Source organism: Cupriavidus laharis (genome assembly GCF_914271435.1).
In the GTDB taxonomy this organism is placed as follows: Bacteria; Pseudomonadota; Gammaproteobacteria; order Burkholderiales; family Burkholderiaceae; genus Cupriavidus; species Cupriavidus laharis.
The window spans coordinates 1-16,805 of sequence record NZ_CAJZAI010000006.1; the positions used below are offsets into that span (position 1 = coordinate 1).

Sequence of the window (16,805 nt, forward strand, 5' to 3'; positions counted from 1 at the left end):
CAGCGCGGTGAGCTATCACATGATGGGCGTGCCGACCGCGATGTTCACGCCGCTGTTCGTGATCGCGCGTACGTCGGGCTGGGCGGCGCACATCATCGAGCAGCGCATCGACAACAAGATCATCCGCCCGAGCGCCAACTACACTGGTCCCGAGAACCTGAAATTCGTGCCGATCGGCAAGCGGAAGTAAAGCGCATGTGAGGCTCGCGTCCGCCACATTCCCCCGAATGTGGCCCGATTATGTAACGAAAGGGCAGGCTGCTTGCCCTGTCTCGCAAATCGTAGAGAATAGCGGCGGAATCTTGCCCGAGCCCCGGATCCCTCCGGGGCGTGCCAGACCATAAAGACACAGACCCTGAAAGGTTATTCCTATGAAAAAGCTCATCCTCGCAGCGTGCATCGGCGCGTTCACCCTCGGTACCGCCGGCACCGTGATGGCCCAGGAACCGGCCAAGAAGACCACCACGAAGAAGGCGCCCGCCAAGAAGAGCAGCAAGGCGGCTCCGGCTGCAGCGGCCGCCGTGACGCCCACCGGCGAAAAGTGGCAGTGCGAACTCGGCAACGTCCTCTACATCTCGGGCAACATGCTGCGCGACGAGATCCTGACCGTCCACTGGCAGGGCCGCGACTACAAGCTGCCGCGCCAGTCCACGGTGACCGGCGCCGACCGCTATTTCGATGCCCGCTCCGGCCTGGACCTGGTGGTGATCCCGAACAAGGCCATGCTGTTCAACAAGAACCTCGGCCAGCGCCTGGCCGACGAATGCCAGAACGCCGACATGCTGGCCGGCGGCGCCGCGCCGACCCAGGCAGGCGGCCTGCGCGCGCCGGTGACCACGCCGCTGCTGGCTACGCCGCAACAGCAACAACAGCCCGAGGCCACCCAGCAATCGGCTGCACCGAAGCAGTAAACCGGGCGGCTTCCGGCCCTGCCCACCCGGGCCGGACCGGGATTGCCATGCCGGCGGGGAATGGTTGCCGGCATGGCAATCATCGCGCGAACGCGGCGTTCGCCGGCCTGATGCTGGCGGGCATCGCGCGCGGCGGTTAGAGTACGCAGTGCGCAGCCGACATCGGACCGCGGTGATCGCCGTGGCGGCGCACACAGGGGTCAGGTCCGAGTCAACGCCACTGCATCATTCCTCGCTTGGTTCCTCGATTGGAGTATGGCAATGCCCCACAATCTCAATAAGACGCTAAAAGAATTCAAGATCGGCTCTTCAGGCAAGGGCCAGTACTATTCCCTGCCCCAACTGGGCGAGGAACTGGACGTGGCGATCGAACGCCTGCCGGTGTCGATCCGCGTGGTGCTCGAATCCGTGCTGCGCAACTGCGACGGCAAGAAGGTAACCGAGGAACATGTCCGCCAGCTTGCCAACTGGAAGCCGAACGCAGACCGCGTCGATGAGATTCCGTTTGTGGTGGCCCGCGTTGTCCTGCAGGACTTCACCGGCGTGCCGCTGCTGGCCGACCTGGCTGCCATGCGCAACGTGGCCGAGAAGATGGGCAAGAACCCCAAGCAGATCGAGCCTCTGGTGCCGGTGGACCTCGTGGTCGACCACTCCGTGCAGGTCGACCACTTCCGCGAGAAGAAGGCCCTGGACCTGAACATGCAACTGGAATTCCAGCGCAACAACGAGCGCTACCAGTTCATGAAGTGGGGCATGCAGGCCTTTGACACCTTTGGCGTGGTGCAGCCGGGCTTCGGCATCGTGCACCAGGTCAACCTGGAGTACCTGGCGCGCGGCGTCCACAAGAAGGACGGCGTGTATTACCCCGACACCCTGGTCGGCACCGACAGCCACACCACCATGATCAACGGCATCGGCGTGGTGGGCTGGGGCGTGGGCGGCATCGAGGCCGAGGCCGGCATGCTCGGGCAACCCGTGTACTTCCTGACCCCGGACGTGGTGGGCGTGGAACTGACTGGCCGCCTGCGCGAAGGCGTGACCGCGACCGACCTGGTGCTGACCATCACCGAGATGCTGCGCAAGGAAAAGGTGGTCGGCAAGTTCGTCGAGTTCTTTGGCGAAGGCACCGCCAGCCTGGCGCTGCCGGACCGCGCCACCATCGGCAACATGGCGCCGGAATACGGTGCGACCATGGGCTTCTTCCCGGTGGACGAGAAGACCATCGATTACTTCAAGGGCACCGGCCGCACCGAAGAGGAAATCGCCGCGTTCGAGGGCTATTTCCGCGCACAGAAGATGTTCGGCATCCCCAAGGCCGGCGAGATCGACTACAGCAAGGTGGTCAAGCTGGACCTCGGCACCGTGGCCCCGTCGCTGGCAGGCCCGAAGCGCCCGCAGGACCGCATCGAGATCGGCAACGTCAAGAGCACGTTCAGCTCGCTGTTCAGCAAGCCCGTGGCCGAGAACGGCTTCAACAAGGATCCGGCCGAGCTGGACCGCACCTACCAGACCGCCGACGGCATCGACGTGAAGAACGGCGACGTGCTGATCGCGGCCATCACCTCCTGCACCAACACCTCGAACCCGAGCGTGCTGTTGGGCGCCGGCCTGCTGGCCAGGAAGGCGGTAGAAGCCGGGCTTACGGTGGCGCCGCACATCAAGACCTCGCTGGCTCCCGGCAGCCGCGTGGTGACCGAATACCTGAAGGCCGCTGGCCTGCTGCCCTACCTGGAAAAGCTGGGCTTCGGCGTGACCGCCTACGGCTGCACCACGTGCATCGGCAACGCCGGCGACCTGACGCCGGAACTGAACGAGGCCATCGTCAAGAACGACCTGGTCGCGGCTGCCGTGCTGTCGGGCAACCGCAATTTCGAGGCCCGCATCCACCCGAACATCCGCGCCAATTTCCTGGCCTCGCCGCCGCTGGTGGTGGCCTATGCCATCGCCGGCAATGTCACGCGCGACCTGATGACCGAGCCGGTCGGCAAGGGCAAGGGCGGCAAGGACATCTGGCTCGGCGACATCTGGCCGAGCTCGGAGGAAATCCACGCGCTGATGAAGTTCGCGATGGACGCCAAGACCTTCAAGGGCAACTACGAGCAGGTCAAGAAGCCCAGCAAGCTGTGGGGCGCGATCAAGGGCACCAAGGGCCAGGTCTACGACTGGCCTACGTCGACGTATATCGCCGAGCCGCCCTTCTTCCAGGACTTCAGCCTGGAGCCGTCCGGCGCAAGCGCCAGCGTGCAGGGCGCGCGGGCACTCGGCATTTTCGGCGACTCCGTGACGACCGACCATATTTCCCCGGCCGGCTCGATCAAGGACACGTCGCCCGCCGGCAAGTACCTGCTCTCGCACGGCGTGCTCAAGGCGGACTTCAACAGCTACGGCTCGCGCCGCGGCAACCATGAGGTGATGATGCGCGGCACCTTCGCCAACGTGCGCATCAAGAACCTGATGATCCCGCCCAAGGCCGACGGCTCGCGCGTGGAAGGCGGCCTGACCCTCCACCAGCCGACCGGCGAGGAAATGTCGATCTACGACGCCGCCATGAAGTACATCGCCGAAGGCACGCCGACGGTGGTGTTCGGTGGCGAGGAATATGGCACCGGCTCGTCGCGCGACTGGGCCGCCAAGGGCACGCAGCTCCTTGGCGTAAAGGCTGTGATCGCCCGCAGCTTCGAGCGCATTCACCGCTCCAACCTGGTCGGCATGGGCGTGCTGCCGCTGCAGTTCAAGGGCAGCGACAGCGCGCAGACGCTGGGTATCACCGGTAACGAGACCTTCGACATCGAAGGCATCGAGGGCGACCTCAAGCCACAGCAGGACGTGGTCCTGGTGGTCCACCGCGCCAACGGCGACGTGCAGCGCGTGCCCGTGCTGCTGCGCATCGACACGCCGATCGAGGTCGACTACTACAACCACGGCGGCATCCTGCCGTTCGTGCTGCGCCAGCTACTGGCTGCCTGACTGGGGCCCGCGTACTGACGCCGCCGCCCGCCATGCCCCGGCGCCGGGCATGGCGGGCGGTTTTCATTGGCGCTGGAGGCGCCCAGTCCGTCACTTGACGGCATGCCCCGCGTGTAAGTTCCACGCAAGCCAGCGCTGCCACACTGTGTCTCACAAGAATGGCGTTCAACGCCCGGAGGACAGCCATCCGGCCACCGTCCCCCAGCCCACCGTTACAGGAGACACCATGGCCAAGATCATCATCGCGTTCGTCGTCATCGCCGGCGCCGCCTTCTACCTGCTCAGCAAGGGCGGCAGCGACGTGTCGATGGGCGGCGAGCAGCACGGCACCGAGACCCACGCACCGGCTGCCCCCGCGGAAAAATAAGACCGCCGGCAGGACATGCCGGCCGACCGGTGCGGACTGGCATCATTCCTGTCAACGCAACGAGTAGAATACCGTTTTACGAAAAAACGGACGGTTTCTCTATATGGCAGGTTTTCGCCCCAAGGCTTCCCCGCGTCTTTCGCCCGATGCCGAGCGACTGGTGGCCGATGCGCTCGCCCTCGACGCATCGGGCAGCCGCATGGAGGACGCGTACTGGGAACGGCGGCTCTCGCAACGCCTGGGCCGGCTGCTGAAGAACGGCAGCCAGACCGCGCTCGATGCGGCGCTCGAACACCTGTTCAAGCACAATGCGGACGCCTCCGACGTCCTGGCCGAGCAGGCCGAGACGCTTGCCGAATCGGCCACGCTGGAAGTCGATGGTGTGCGCTATGACGCCCTGCTGGTGGCCGCCCCGATCCTTGCGCATACGCGCTACGCGATTCCATCCGGCTCGCTGAAGCCGGATCTCGCGCAGACCCTGGCCGTGCACCTGCAGGCGCACGTGCTGGCCACCGGCACCAAGGTCTCGCTGTCGCCGTACCTGTACAGCATCGACCAGTTGCCGCGCACGCACAGCGACACGTTCGCCCTGACCCACAAGCTCGCGGCCGCCGCGCTGAGCGGTACCGTGCCCAAGGTGGACCTGCGCGACCTGCCGGAAACGGCGCCCATCCTGGCCGATCCGCGCTACCTGCTGGCCGTGGTCGTCGCGCCGCATGAGCAGGCGTTGTTCCGCTGGCAGGAAGACGCCAAGGAACACCACGCCGAGCGCTCGACCTGCCTGGAACAGTGGCGCAGCCAGGTGCAGGCCACCGTGGCCCTGCTGCTGCCGGGCTGCGAGTTCGAACTGCTGCTGCCGGACGCCTTCTTCCTGTCCTGCCGCGAATCCGACAAGAGCATCCGCCCGCTGACCGTGCGCGCGGCCGTGAACTACCTGAGCGGCACGCTGGATGTTCCGGCCGGCCAGCTTGCCGCGGTAGTGGCGGCGTTCGGCGAGGAAGTGGTGGAAGAGTACCGCGTCGGCTTCACGATGCGCGGCGAGAAGGATGTGATCTACGGCATCGTCTGGCCTGTCTACGGCCGCGAAGCCGGCGAAGTGGATGCCGACGAAAAGGGCAACCCGCTCGAGCAGATCTGCGAGGAGCTGCGCAACGCCGGTGTCGAGGACATCTTCCGCCACGCCGCGCTGTTCGATCCGGAGTACTGCGAAGACTGCGGCACACCGCTCTACGCGGATCGCAACGGCGAGATCGTCCATGCCGAGCTGCCGGAAGATGCGCCGACGCAGCAGCCGCTGTTCCACTGACGCAAAGAGGCGCCAGGGCGCCTTTTCCAGACCGATGCAACGGCCCGCACTGCGGGCCGTTGTGCTTTCCGGCTAACCCGGCTGGCGCTGCGTCACGCAGCGCCACAGGCTGTGGCCCGACGCGGCGTACTTGCGCTCGAACGGCGTCATGGCGGTTTCAGGCTGCCACGCCTCTGTCACGGACGGACGGCCGAGCATGCCCAGCGCCGTCACGAATTCATCGACGTACACCTTCCAGTTGCTGCGGCACTCAAGATAATCACCACAGGCTGCCAGTGCTGGAAACACCGCATGCCCCTGCCAGCGCCGCCCGAGATGCCCGATCTTCGGCCAGGGATTGGGATAAAGCACATAGTGCCGCGCCACCGGCACGCAGTCTTCCTGCAGCAGGCGCCACACATCGACGAGGTCGGCCCGTGCCCAGCAGAAATTGCCGGGCATCGGGGCGCCGCCCCACCAGTCCTTGCCAGCGCCCAGGCGCTTTTCCGACTGGTCCACGCCGATCACGAAATGATCCGGAAAGGCCGTGGCCAGGCGCAGTGTGCTTTCGCCCACACCGCAGCCGGCGTCCAGGATCAGCGGCACATCCCCGGCCTGCCGCCAGCGCGCCAGCGCCTGGTCCAGCGCACGCCGGCTCACATCGCCGATCGGCTTGCGGAATGGCTCGGCGAGATGGCGCGCCACGCGCGCCGCGAGATGTTCGTGTACGTCGGACTGCGCCGAGACAATGGTGGGGGAATTGGCAAACATGGTCGCCATTTTAACGGCGCCGGTCAGTCACGCCTGAGCGGAAAGCCTGCATGGATGTCGTTTTGCCGGCACAATGCGGGCAAATTGCCTGAGAACCGCCCGAGAACCGCCCATGGCCGCGCGCCCTCCTCGCCCGCGGCCGCCCGGGCCAGCATGAGGAGCCTAGCGCCATGCCTTTCCGCCGCCCTTCCACCACCTTCCGCTCCGCCCGCGCCTTGCTGCGCACAGCCGGCGCCGCCCTGCTGTGCAGCACCGTCTTCACGCTGTCGCCTGCCGGCAGTGCGCACGCCGAAGACCTGCGCATCGGCCTGGCGGCCGACGTCACGTCCATGGATCCCCAATGGAACAACGCCGGCCCGAACAACGCCATCGCGCTGCATATCTTCGAGTCGCTGGTGTTCATGGACAAGAACGCGCGCTACATCCCGGGACTCGCGTTGTCCTGGAAGCCGCTCAACCCCACCACATGGGAAATCAAGCTGCGCCCGAACGTGAAATGGCACGACGGCTCGCCATTCACAAGCGCAGACGTCAAGGCCTCGCTGGAGCGGCCCGAGAAGCTGGTCAACAGCCCTGGCTCGTTCACGAGCTACACCAAGCCGATCGCGCGCATCGACACCCCCGACGCGCTCACGGTGCGCCTGACCATGAGTGTGCCGAACTACGCCAACCTGGCCAATGACCTGAACAGCGTGCCGATCATGCCGAAGAAAGTGGCCGCCACGCTCACGCAGGCCGAATTCGATTCGGGCAAGGCCATGATCGGCACCGGCCCGTTCAAGTTCGTGCGCTTTGCGCGCGGCCAGGAGATCGTGATGGCGCGCAATCCCGACTACTGGGGCCCCAAGCCGGAGTGGGACCGCGCGATCTTCCGCATCATCACCGACAACGGCGCCCGCACGTCCGCCCTGCTGGCCGGCGACGTCGACGTCATCGAAAGCGTGCCGGCCGCCGACGTGGCCAAGCTGAAGCAGAACCCGAAGTTCCGCATCGAGCAGACCGTGTCATGGCGTACGATCTTCTGGCAGATGGACCAGTCACGCGACAACCCGCCCTACGTCACCGACAAGGCCGGCAAGCCGCTGGGCAAGAATCCATTCAAGGATGCGCGCGTGCGCGCCGCCATCTCCAAGGCCATCAACCGCGACGCCATTGTCAGCCGCATCATGGAGGGCCTGGCGGTACCAGCCTCTTCGTTGGTGTCGCCGCAGATCTTCGGCCACCCGGGCACCAAACCCGAGGCCTACGACCCTGAAGGCGCGAAAAAGCTGCTTGCCGCGGCCGGGTATCCGAACGGATTCGGCCTGACGCTGCACGCGACCAACAACCGCTACCTGAACGATGCGGCGGTGGCGCAGGCCACCGCCAGCATGCTGACGCGCGTGGGCATCCAGACCAAGGTGGAAACCATGCCCGTGGCGGTGTATTTCACGCGTGCGCGCCAGGGCGATTTCTCGTTCGAGATGCTTGGATGGGGCTCAGCAGCCGCGGACGTGGCGCTACGCTCGATCACCGGCACGCCGGATGCCAAGACCGGCTACGGCACCTGGAACTGGGGCAAGTACAGCAATCCGCAACTGGACAAGCTGATCGAGAAGTCGCTCACCACGATAAGCAGCGACAAGGCGCGCGAAGAGAACGCAAAGGCTGCCGCGAAGTTCGCACTGGACGACCATGCCATCATCCCGTCGCACAGCCAGCTTGCGATGTGGGCGATGAAGAAGGGACTCAAGTACGAAGCGCGCACCGACGAGTGGTCGCTGGCGCAGTTCTTCCACAAGGAGTGACGGCCAGCCGAGCCCGGAGCCTTGCTCCGGGCATCAGGTCGGACCGTCAGATCACCAGCTTCGCTTCCTGCCGCGCATTGGCCGCGCGCAGCTTCTTCACCCAGTCGCGCGCCGGCAGCCCGGTGGTCTTTTCCACCACGTCGGCGCGCGCGTCCAGCGTTTCCCAGGACACGTCGATGGCCGGCCCGTTGAATGCCAGCGCGATGATGTTGCCGTCGTGGACTTCCGGGAACACCAGCACGCGATTGTCGAAAGCATCGCAGATGCGTTCGATGTTTTTCGGGAAGCTGTCGTGGTCGCCGAACAGGTTGATGGTCATCACGCCCGGCGCCTTCAGGGTGCGGCGGCAGGCGCGGTAGAAGGCCGTGGTATCGAGCACCGGGCCGCGCGCCGTGGCGTCGTACAGGTCCACCTGCAGCGCGTCGACCGATGCCGTGCTGGCGGCGTCCATCACGTAGTCCCAGGCATCCTGCTCGCGCACGCTGAGGCGTGCATCGTCGTCGCGCAGGGCGAACATGCTGCGGCCGGCGACGATCACCGCCGGGTTCAGCTCCACCGCCGTCACGCGGGCACGTGCGAAATGCCGGTGGCTGAACTTGGTCAGCGCCGCCGCCCCCAGCCCCAGCTGCACGACGTGGAAATCCGGCGCCGACGGCGACAGGAACAGCAGCCAGGCCATCATCTGCTGGGCATATTCGAGCTCGATCGCATCGGGCTTGCGCAGGCGCATCGCGCCCTGCACCCACTCGGTGCCGAAGTGCAGGTAGCGCACACCGTCCATCTCGGAGAAAGTCACGGGGGCAAAGCGCGGCGTCATGCGCTTCTCTTCCTTTACCGGGCGTTCGCCGCGGGTGCGGGTGCCGCGCGCGGGGCGGCGCGAGGCCACGGCCTCGATCGATTTGCGTTTCAGTAGGGTCATGTCTTGCTTGTTCGGGCGGGCCAGCAGCCAGCGCAGGAAAGCCGCGATTGTGACAGAAACGCGCGCGGTCATTGTCCGGCGCCGCCGAGGATGCCCGAACCCGCCGCCGCGAGTCCGGCCGCTGCCTGCGGTGTCAGCACCGGCTCGCCTCTCACGGCACGGCCGATCAAGGCGTCCGCGACGTCCACATGGATGCGCTGTTCCTGATACCAATCGTCGTCATAGTAGGTCGTCGCGTAGCGCTCGCCGCTGTCGCACAGCAGCGTGACGATCGAGCCAGCCTGCCCTGCCGCGCGCATGCGCTGCGCGAGGTACAGCACGCCGACAAAGTTTGTACCTGTCGATCCGCCCACGCGCCGCCCGAAACGTTGCGCCAGGTAGCGCATGGCCGCGAACGAGAGCGCGTCGGGCACCTTGAGCATGGCGTCAATGCAGGTCGGGATGAACGACCGCTCCACGCGCGGGCGGCCGATGCCTTCGATGCGCGAGCCCGTGTCGAGCGTCAGTGCCGGATCGGGCTGGCCGGCGAGGCAACCGCGAAAGTAGTCGAAGAACACCGAGTTCTCCGGATCGGCACACAGGATGCGCGTCTGATGCCGGCGGTACGCCACGTAGCGGCCCAGCGTCGCCACGGTGCCACCCGTGCCGCCACTGGCCACGATCCACGCCGGCACCGGATGGGCTTCCTGTCCCATCTGCTTGAAGATCGACTCCGCGATATTGTTGTTGGCCCGCCAGTCCGTCGCACGCTCGGCGTAGGTGAACTGGTCCATGAAATGCCCGCCCGACTCGCGCGCGATGCGGTGCGATTCCGTGTAGATCTCCGACGGGTTGTCGACAAGATGGCAGCGCCCGCCATAGAACTCGATCGCCTCCACCTTCGCGCGCGAGGTGCCCGCCGGAATGACCGCGACGAACGGCAGCCCAAGGAGGCGCGCGAAATACGCTTCCGAAATCGCGGTCGAGCCACTGGAGGCCTCCACGACCGTGCTGCCCGCGTGCAGCCACCCGTTGCACAGCGCGTAAAGGAACAGCGATCGCGCGAGCCGATGCTTGAGGCTGCCGGTCGGATGGCTCGATTCATCCTTGAAGTAGAAGCGGATGTCCGGATAGCCCGGCAGATCCAGCGGAATCAGGTGGGTGTCGGAAGACCGGTTGAAATCGGCCTCGATCTTGTGGATCGCTTCGTGGGTCCAGTCTGAATGCGGCATGGCACTTCCCCGGGGAAACTGCAGGTGGCGGGCCGGGCGGCAGACGGCCCGGAGTTGTGGGGCGAGCCGCCATCGTACAGGAAGTGCCCGGGCGATCCACCATCACGACACCGCGTCTCGGAGCCCAGATGTAACAGCCCTTGATCTTCATTTAACCAATGCGTTAAATGAGCTCATGCCAAATCCCAGCGACCCTCTCTCCACCATCTTTGCTGCCCTGGCCGATCCGACACGCCGCGCGATTCTTGCGCGGCTATCCGAGGGTGACGCCCCCGTCAGCGAACTGGCGCGCCCGTTCGATATCTCCGGCCCCGCCATCTCCCGGCATCTGCGTGTGCTGGCCGAGGCGGGGCTGATCGAGCGGGAAGTCAACGCACGCTGGCGCATCTGCCATCTGCGCCCCGGCGCAATGCGCGATGCGCATGGCTGGCTGGAGACCTATCGCCGGCTTTGGGAAGGCAATCTCGACAGGCTGGTGGCCTTTGTCGAGCAGCCGCAAAGCGAGACCGCTGTCACCCATCGTAAAAAGGGGATCAAGTCATGACCGAAGCTGCAACGTTCCATCTCGAGATGACCCGCCAGATCCGCGCGCCGCGCGAGCGGGTGTTTGATGCATTCACCGACCAGGCCGCCCTGGCCGTCTGGCATTGCCCGCGTGGCATGCAGGTGCTGGAAGCCAGCGCCGATGCGCGCGTGGGCGGCCGCTATCGACTTGTGATGGGTGCGAAGGACGGCGAGCAGCACATCGTCGGCGGCGAGTATCAGAAGATCGATCGCGCCAACTTCCTGGCCTATACGTGGCAATGGGAAGGCAGCGAGCTGCCCGCCGGCGTGCGCACGCTCATCGAGATCACGCTGACCGACAAGGACGGCGGTACGCACCTGCATATGCGCCATAGCGGCTTCCCCGACGCCGCCACGCGCGACTCGCACGACAGCGGCTGGCAATCGGTCTTCAACAACCTCAGCGACTATGTGGATGCCGAAGGCAGCGCCGGCACGCTGACCGTCTACGGCGATGCGCGCAGCACCTACGTTCGCACGGTACGCCTGGCGCTCGAAGAGAAGGGCGTGCGCTACACACTCAAGCCACTTGCGCCGCACAGCGACGAACTGCTGGCCCACAACCCGTTCGGCCGTATCCCGGTATTCACCGACGGTCCAATCGGATTCTATGAGACGCGCGCCATCCTGAGCTACATCAACGAGGTCTTTGGCGGCCCGAACCTGATTCCGCAAACCGGCCCGGCTTCCCGCGCACGCTGCGAGCAGTGGATCAGCCTGATCAACTGCCACGGCTACGATGCGATGGTGCGCCGCTACGTGCTGCACTATGTGTTCCCGAAGGGCCCGGACGGCAAGCCCGATCGCGTCACTATCGAGGCGGCCCTGCCCGACATCGAGCGGCAGCTCGATGCCTTGGAGCAGGCCTACGGCGGGCGCGATTTCCTGGTCGGGAATACGTTGTCGATGGCCGACCTGTTCTTCGCGCCGATCGTCGAATACCTGGGGCGATTCCCGGAAAGCGCGGCGATGCTGGAGACGCGGCCGAATATCCGGCGTGGTCACGCAGTCATGCGCGCGCGGCCAAGCTACGCGGCCACGCAGCCGGATTTGGAGTGATCAGTCGAGTGAGGACTGGAGCGGCCTGGCAGGCAGCAGCCACGCATGCAAGGCCTTCCAGGCATGCAGTTTTTCGGCATAGGGCAATGTGTAGGCAGGACTGCTCGAAGGAAGCATGACGAGTCGGTGCTGATCCGCGTGCCGCGCCAGCCGCTTCCCGCCGATACGCGCTGCCGTTCCGCCATTGAATGCAATCACCTTGAGAGCGGGCAAAGCCTCGATGAGACCGATCAGGTCGTTGCCTGCGTGGTCGCGGATGTTGCTGTCGAGGCTGCCCTCGCGCCGCGCCTCGGCCACCACGTCCCACAAGCCGATGCGATGTGCGAGCAGCGCCTGCAGCCGCGCATCGTAGTCCAGTGAAGGCAGGTTCACGCCTATCGTATCGCCGACGAGCCGCCAGAACTGGTTCTGCCTGTGCGCGTAATACTGGCCTTGTGCCAGCGATGCCTCGCCCGGCAGGCTGCCAAGAATCAGCACCCGGGTGTCAGCATCGGCCACAGGGGGAAAGCAGCGCTTCAGCATCATCAATCGTCTTCGGCTATGTCTTCACGTTCATGCGTGCCAGAAGCAAGAAGGGCCGGTCCCCCGGCCCTTCTCTTCATGCCTGCCTTCAGGCCAGCAGCTTGTTCACACGCTGCACATAGGCGGCAGGATCATCGAGCATACCGCCTTCGGCAAGCAGTGCCTGATCGAACAGCACCAGCAGGCGGTCATTGAACCCATCCCCTTCAGCCAGATCACGCAGCTTCTTGACCAGCGCGTGCTCGGGATTGAGTTCCAGGATCGGCTGGGCGTCCGGCGCCTTCTGGCCGGCCTGCTTCAGCAGGCGTTGCAGGTAGCCGCTCATGTCGCCTTCATCCGAAACCAGGCACGACGCCGATTCGGTCAGGCGCAGTGTCACGCGCACGTCCTTGGCCTTGCCTTCGAGCACGGTCTTGGCGCGGGCAACAACGTCCTTCCATTCGGTTTCGGCCTTCTCCTGCTCGGCCTTTTCGGCCTCGTCGGCAAGCGTGCCAAGGTCGAGGTCGCCGCGGGCGACCGAAACCAGTTCCTTGCCGTCGAACTCGCGCAGGAACGACAGCATCCACTCATCGACGCGGTCGGTCAGCAGCAGCACTTCGATGCCCTTCTTGCGGAAGACTTCGAGGTGCGGGCTGTTCTTCGCTGCGGCCCAGGTGTCGGCCGTCACGTAGTAGACCTTGTCCTGCCCTTCCTTCATTCGGCCCACGTACGCGGCCAGCGACACGCTCTGCTCGGCGCTGTCGTTGTGCGTCGAAGTGAAGCGCAGCAGCTTGGCAATGCGCTCCTGGTTGGCCTGGTCTTCGCCCATGCCTTCCTTGAGCGCCTGGCCGAACTGCTGCCAGAAGGTCGCGTACTTGCTGCGATCGGCTTCTTCCTCGCTGTCGGCCAGCGATTCCAGCATCGACAGCACGCGCTTGGTGCTGCCTTCGCGGATGGCCTTGACGTCGCGGCTTTCCTGCAGCAGTTCGCGCGAGACGTTCAGCGGCAGGTCGGCGGAATCGATCACGCCCTTGACCCAGCGCAGGTACGAAGGCAGCAGCTGCTCGGCGTCGTCCATGATGAAGACGCGCTTTACGTAGAGCTTGAGGCCGTGCTTGTGGTTGCGGTCCCACAGGTCGAACGGCGCGCGCGCCGGGATGTACAGCAGCTGCGTGTATTCGCTGCGGCCTTCCACGCGGTTGTGGGTCCAGGCCAGCGGCGCCTCGTTGTCGTGGGCGATGTGCTGGTAGAACGCGTTGTACTGCTCGTCGGTGATGTCCGACTTCGAACGCGTCCACAGCGCGCTGGCCTGGTTGACGCTTTCCCACTCGTCGGTGCGCTTGTAGGCGCTGGTGTCGGCATCCCACACTTCCTTGGGCATGCGGATCGGCAGCGAGATATGGTCCGAGTACTTCTGGATGATGCTCTTCAGGCGCCAGGCCGAGAGGAAATCGTCCTCACCTTCGCGCAGGTGCAGCGTGATGGTGGTACCGCGCTCGGCGCGCGTGATGGCGTCAACGCTGAACTCGCCGTCGCCGGTGCTTTCCCAGCGCACGGCTTCGTCGGCTGCCAGGCCGGCGCGGCGGGTTTCGACGGTGACCTTGTCGGCCACGATGAAGGCCGAGTAGAAGCCCACGCCGAACTGGCCGATCAGCGCGGCGTCCTTCTGCTGGTCCCCGGAAAGCTGCTGGAAGAATTCCTTGGTGCCCGAACGGGCGATGGTGCCCAGGTTGCGGATGGCCTCGTCACGGCTCATGCCGATGCCGTTGTCGGTGATCTTCAGCGTGCGGGCCGCGGTATCGGCCTCGATGCGGATGGCCAGATCGGCGTCGTTCTCGAGCAGTGAGGGGTTCGCGATCGCCTCGAAGCGCAGCTTGTCAGTGGCGTCCGAAGCATTCGAGATCAGCTCGCGCAGGAAGATTTCCTTGTTGCTGTACAGCGAGTGGATCATCAGGTGCAGCAGTTGCTTCACTTCCGCCTGGAAGCTCATCGTCTCGTGCGGTGCGGTCATGGTTCTCCTCTTCGAATCCGGAAAATCAGGGAATTAGGGTCTGGCGCGTCGCCAATGCCACCGGAAATAGGGCCGGCACCGGCAGATTTCAAGACCCTTGCCCCCGATCAGAGCCGGTCGAGCTGGCGCGACAGGAAATCCAGCACCTCAGGGTCCCCGCTGCTGGTGACGTTGAAGCGCATCCAGCCCGACGGCATCTGCGACGGCGAAAACAGGCTGCCGGGCGCGAAGAGATAGCCCTTTTCGTGTCCGGCAGTGGCAATAGCGTTGGTATCGCGGCCGGTATCGGCCCACAGGTACATGCCCGCGTGCTGCCCGGGAAACAGGCGCAGGCCGCGGCGCTCCAGCTCGCGCCGGGTCTCGTCCCGGGCCCGGTCCAGCCGGGTGCGCACGCGCTCCACGTGCTTGCGGTAATGGCCTTCGGTCAGCACCTTGTACAGCACGCGCTCGTTGATTTCCGGCGTGGCCAGGCCGGCCAGCAGCTTGCTGTCGGTCAGCGCCGCGGCCAGTTCCGGGGGGGCGGCGATGAAGCCCACGCGCAGGTTGGCCGCCAGCGTCTTGGAAAAGCTGCCCAGGTAGATCACGCGGCGCAGCTGGTCCAGGCTGGCCAGCCGCGTCGCGGCGTGGCCGGGCGGGCACAGGTCGCAGTAGATGTCGTCCTCGACGATCAGGAAATCGTAATGCTCGGCCATCTGCAGCAGCCGGAATGCCATGGCGGCGGACAGCGAGGTGCCGGTCGGGTTGTGCAGCACCGAGTTGATGACGAACAGCCGCGGGCGGTGCGCCTGGACGATGCGCTCGAGCGCCTCCAGGTCCGGGCCTTCGGCCGTGTAGGGCACGCCGATCACCTGCGCGCCCTGCGCGGCAAAGCGACCGAACATCACGAACCAGGCCGGGTCGCCGACCAGCACGGTATCGCCCGGGCACAGGTAGAGCCGGGCGATCAGGTCCAGCGCCTGCGTGATGCCCGAGGTCAGCACGATCTGCTCGGCCGTGGCGCCGATCTCGAGCTCTTCCAGCCGCGTGCGCAGCTGCTGGCGCAGCGGCAGGAAGCCCTGCGGCGTGCCGCTGGCCAGGAAATGGTTGCCGGGCTGGCGGCCGAGCCCGCGCAGCGCGCTGGCGATCAGTTCGCCATCGAGCCAGTCATTGGGCAGGAAACCGAGCCCGGGCGCCTTGTGGGCTTCGGCGGTATGGAACATGCTGCGCAGCAGCCAGGTCACGTCGATATTGCGCGCGGCCACCGCCACGGGCGCCACCGGCGCGGCCGAGGCCTGCGCCGCGCGTTCGCGCACGTAGAAGCCCGAGCCGCGGCGCGATTCCAGGTAGCCGAGCGCCACCAGGCGCTCATACGCCTCCACCACAGTGAAGCGCGAAATCCCCTTCTCCTGCGCCAGCTGGCGGATCGACGGCATGCGCATGCCCGCGCGGAACACGCGTTCGTCGATGCGCATGCGGGCCCATTCGGTCAGCTGCTCGACCAGCGTCATCTGGGCCGACGGGACCGGGTCCGGCATGCGCTCGGTGCTGCCCGCCGCGCCCGGCGGCACGACCAGCCGCAACGCGCGGGCGGGTGTGTCTTGCGCGCCGCCTCCGCTATCCTTGCGGTCTGGCGCGGCGACTGGATCCTGCGGGTGGCTGCCGTCCATGTGGTGCTCCTGCAACTGTACTGAATACGATCCGCACAACTGTACCGGTACTGTACCGACTACCTTGTCTACCATCAAGCCAAGATGAAGCTCGCCCTCGATCACCTCGTCATCGCCGCCCAGACGCTCGACGCCGGCACGGAATACGTCGCCGACGTGCTTGGCGTTGCCCCGCAAGGTGGCGGCGCCCATGCGGCCATGGGCACACACAACCGTGTGCTCGGCCTCTTTGGCGGGATGTATCTGGAAGTGATCGCGGCTGACCCGGACGCTCCCGCACCGCAGCGCCCGCGCTGGTTCGGCCTGGACAGCGACAGCGTGCGCGAGCGCCTGCAGGCTGGCCCTTGCCTGCTGCACTGGGCAGCACGCGTAGCACGCCCCGCCGACCTGTCGCGCTGGCAGGCGCAGTATCCCGATCGGATCGCGCCGGTCATTCCCATGCAGCGCGGCGACCTGCACTGGCGCATCACGGTGCCGGAGGACGGCAGCCTGCCAGCCTGGCACGGTGAAGCCGCCAGCGCCGGCGACGGCCTGCTGCCGAGCCTGATCCAGTGGGACGTGGCCCGCCACCCGGGCATGAGCCTGCCGCGGCAGGACCTGGCGCTGCGCCGGCTCACGGGCCGCCATCCGCACGCGGAACTGCTGCGCCAGGGCCTGGCCTGGCTGGGCGGCGAGGCGCTGATTGCGCTGGAACAGGCCGACGAGCCGCCGCAGCTCATCGCAGAAATCGAAACTCCGCAGGGCATCCGTATCCTGCGCTAGAGCCAAACATCAACAAGAACACAAGAACAGCACCACGGAGACTC

Annotated in this window: 15 protein-coding genes; 9 read left to right on the top strand and 6 right to left on the bottom strand. The window is 65.9% G+C overall.

What is annotated here, in order from left to right; translation table 11 throughout:
• The 5 genes from LDO29_RS13745 to LDO29_RS13765 form a co-directional block, all read left to right on the top strand.
• Positions 1-190, top strand: a 190-nt coding sequence (locus LDO29_RS13745) for a citrate/2-methylcitrate synthase (protein WP_290369570.1), incomplete at its 5' end; no start/stop codon positions are given.
• Positions 191-371: 181 nt separating this feature from the next.
• Positions 372-911 (top strand): hypothetical protein, encoded by a 540-nt coding sequence (locus LDO29_RS13750; protein ID WP_224080344.1) that lies wholly within the window; start codon positions 372-374, stop codon positions 909-911.
• Positions 912-1,172: 261 nt separating this feature from the next.
• Entirely contained in the window at positions 1,173-3,878 is a 2,706-nt protein-coding gene (gene acnA, locus LDO29_RS13755) for an aconitate hydratase AcnA (RefSeq protein WP_224080345.1), read from the top strand.
• 226 nt (positions 3,879-4,104) lie between these two features.
• Entirely contained in the window at positions 4,105-4,245 is a 141-nt protein-coding gene (locus tag LDO29_RS13760; protein ID WP_224080346.1) for a hypothetical protein, read from the top strand.
• A gap of 103 nt (positions 4,246-4,348) precedes the next feature.
• Positions 4,349-5,551, top strand: coding sequence for a DUF2863 family protein (locus LDO29_RS13765; protein WP_224080347.1), 1,203 nt, complete (start codon positions 4,349-4,351; stop codon positions 5,549-5,551).
• 72 nt (positions 5,552-5,623) lie between these two features.
• Here the strand turns inward: LDO29_RS13765 and trmB are convergent, their stop codons facing one another.
• Positions 5,624-6,310 carry a tRNA (guanine(46)-N(7))-methyltransferase TrmB gene (gene trmB / locus LDO29_RS13770; RefSeq protein WP_224080348.1) on the bottom strand — a complete coding sequence of 229 codons (687 nt, stop codon included), beginning with the start codon at positions 6,308-6,310 and terminating at the stop codon, positions 5,624-5,626.
• A gap of 161 nt (positions 6,311-6,471) precedes the next feature.
• On the opposite strand from trmB, the gene LDO29_RS13775 reads away from it, so the two are divergent.
• A complete protein-coding gene (locus LDO29_RS13775) occupies positions 6,472-8,088 on the top strand; it encodes an ABC transporter substrate-binding protein (protein WP_224080349.1) in 1,617 nt (538 codons plus the stop codon).
• Positions 8,089-8,134: 46 nt separating this feature from the next.
• Here LDO29_RS13775 and LDO29_RS13780 read toward each other — a convergent pair whose 3' ends face one another.
• Positions 8,135-9,007 carry a class I SAM-dependent methyltransferase gene (locus LDO29_RS13780; RefSeq protein WP_224080350.1) on the bottom strand — a complete coding sequence of 291 codons (873 nt, stop codon included), beginning with the start codon at positions 9,005-9,007 and terminating at the stop codon, positions 8,135-8,137.
• 68 nt (positions 9,008-9,075) lie between these two features.
• Positions 9,076-10,218, bottom strand: coding sequence for a PLP-dependent cysteine synthase family protein (locus LDO29_RS13785; protein ID WP_224080351.1), 1,143 nt, complete (start codon positions 10,216-10,218; stop codon positions 9,076-9,078).
• Positions 10,219-10,393: 175 nt separating this feature from the next.
• Between LDO29_RS13785 and LDO29_RS13790 the strand changes: the two genes are divergently transcribed.
• Together LDO29_RS13790 and LDO29_RS13795 are read left to right on the top strand one after the other, a co-directional pair.
• Positions 10,394-10,762, top strand: a complete 369-nt coding sequence (locus tag LDO29_RS13790) for an ArsR/SmtB family transcription factor (protein ID WP_224080352.1) — start codon at positions 10,394-10,396, stop codon at positions 10,760-10,762.
• Positions 10,759-11,841 (top strand): SRPBCC domain-containing protein, encoded by a 1,083-nt coding sequence (locus LDO29_RS13795; RefSeq protein ID WP_224080353.1) that lies wholly within the window; start codon positions 10,759-10,761, stop codon positions 11,839-11,841. The genes LDO29_RS13790 and LDO29_RS13795 overlap by 4 nt, the downstream gene beginning before the upstream one ends.
• On the opposite strand, the gene LDO29_RS13800 is transcribed toward LDO29_RS13795, so the two are convergent.
• The 3 genes from LDO29_RS13800 to LDO29_RS13810 form a co-directional block, all read right to left on the bottom strand.
• Entirely contained in the window at positions 11,842-12,366 is a 525-nt protein-coding gene (locus LDO29_RS13800; RefSeq protein ID WP_224080354.1) for a DNA-deoxyinosine glycosylase, read from the bottom strand. It lies immediately after the preceding gene.
• Between the two features lie 85 nt (positions 12,367-12,451).
• Positions 12,452-14,353: a molecular chaperone HtpG gene (gene htpG, locus LDO29_RS13805; RefSeq protein WP_224080355.1), complete on the bottom strand. Its 1,902-nt coding sequence runs from the start codon at positions 14,351-14,353 to the stop codon at positions 12,452-12,454.
• A gap of 107 nt (positions 14,354-14,460) precedes the next feature.
• On the bottom strand, positions 14,461-15,999 hold the full coding sequence (locus LDO29_RS13810; RefSeq protein ID WP_396022664.1) for an aminotransferase-like domain-containing protein: 1,539 nt from the start codon (positions 15,997-15,999) through the stop codon (positions 14,461-14,463).
• Between the two features lie 84 nt (positions 16,000-16,083).
• On the opposite strand from LDO29_RS13810, the gene LDO29_RS13815 reads away from it, so the two are divergent.
• The gene (locus LDO29_RS13815) at positions 16,084-16,761 is read left to right on the top strand and encodes a VOC family protein (RefSeq protein ID WP_224080356.1); all 678 of its coding nucleotides are present in this window, start codon (positions 16,084-16,086) and stop codon (positions 16,759-16,761) included.
• Positions 16,762-16,805 lie beyond the last annotated feature (44 nt).

Excerpts from the sequence above, each read along its gene's own strand:
- LDO29_RS13765 (WP_224080347.1), top strand. The coding sequence starts at position 4,349 with ATGGCAGGTTTTCGCCCCAAGGCTTCCCCGCGTCTTTCGCCCGATGCC.
- LDO29_RS13810 (WP_396022664.1), bottom strand. The coding sequence starts at position 15,999 with ATGGACGGCAGCCACCCGCAGGATCCAGTCGCCGCGCCAGACCGCAAG.
- LDO29_RS13760 (WP_224080346.1), top strand. The coding sequence starts at position 4,105 with ATGGCCAAGATCATCATCGCGTTCGTCGTCATCGCCGGCGCCGCCTTC.
- LDO29_RS13800 (WP_224080354.1), bottom strand. The coding sequence starts at position 12,366 with ATGATGCTGAAGCGCTGCTTTCCCCCTGTGGCCGATGCTGACACCCGG.
- acnA (WP_224080345.1), top strand. The coding sequence starts at position 1,173 with ATGCCCCACAATCTCAATAAGACGCTAAAAGAATTCAAGATCGGCTCT.
- LDO29_RS13780 (WP_224080350.1), bottom strand. The coding sequence starts at position 9,007 with ATGACCCTACTGAAACGCAAATCGATCGAGGCCGTGGCCTCGCGCCGC.
- LDO29_RS13785 (WP_224080351.1), bottom strand. The coding sequence starts at position 10,218 with ATGCCGCATTCAGACTGGACCCACGAAGCGATCCACAAGATCGAGGCC.
- htpG (WP_224080355.1), bottom strand. The coding sequence starts at position 14,353 with ATGACCGCACCGCACGAGACGATGAGCTTCCAGGCGGAAGTGAAGCAA.
- LDO29_RS13795 (WP_224080353.1), top strand. The coding sequence starts at position 10,759 with ATGACCGAAGCTGCAACGTTCCATCTCGAGATGACCCGCCAGATCCGC.
- LDO29_RS13750 (WP_224080344.1), top strand. The coding sequence starts at position 372 with ATGAAAAAGCTCATCCTCGCAGCGTGCATCGGCGCGTTCACCCTCGGT.
- LDO29_RS13790 (WP_224080352.1), top strand. The coding sequence starts at position 10,394 with ATGCCAAATCCCAGCGACCCTCTCTCCACCATCTTTGCTGCCCTGGCC.
- LDO29_RS13815 (WP_224080356.1), top strand. The coding sequence starts at position 16,084 with ATGAAGCTCGCCCTCGATCACCTCGTCATCGCCGCCCAGACGCTCGAC.
- trmB (WP_224080348.1), bottom strand. The coding sequence starts at position 6,310 with ATGGCGACCATGTTTGCCAATTCCCCCACCATTGTCTCGGCGCAGTCC.
- LDO29_RS13775 (WP_224080349.1), top strand. The coding sequence starts at position 6,472 with ATGCCTTTCCGCCGCCCTTCCACCACCTTCCGCTCCGCCCGCGCCTTG.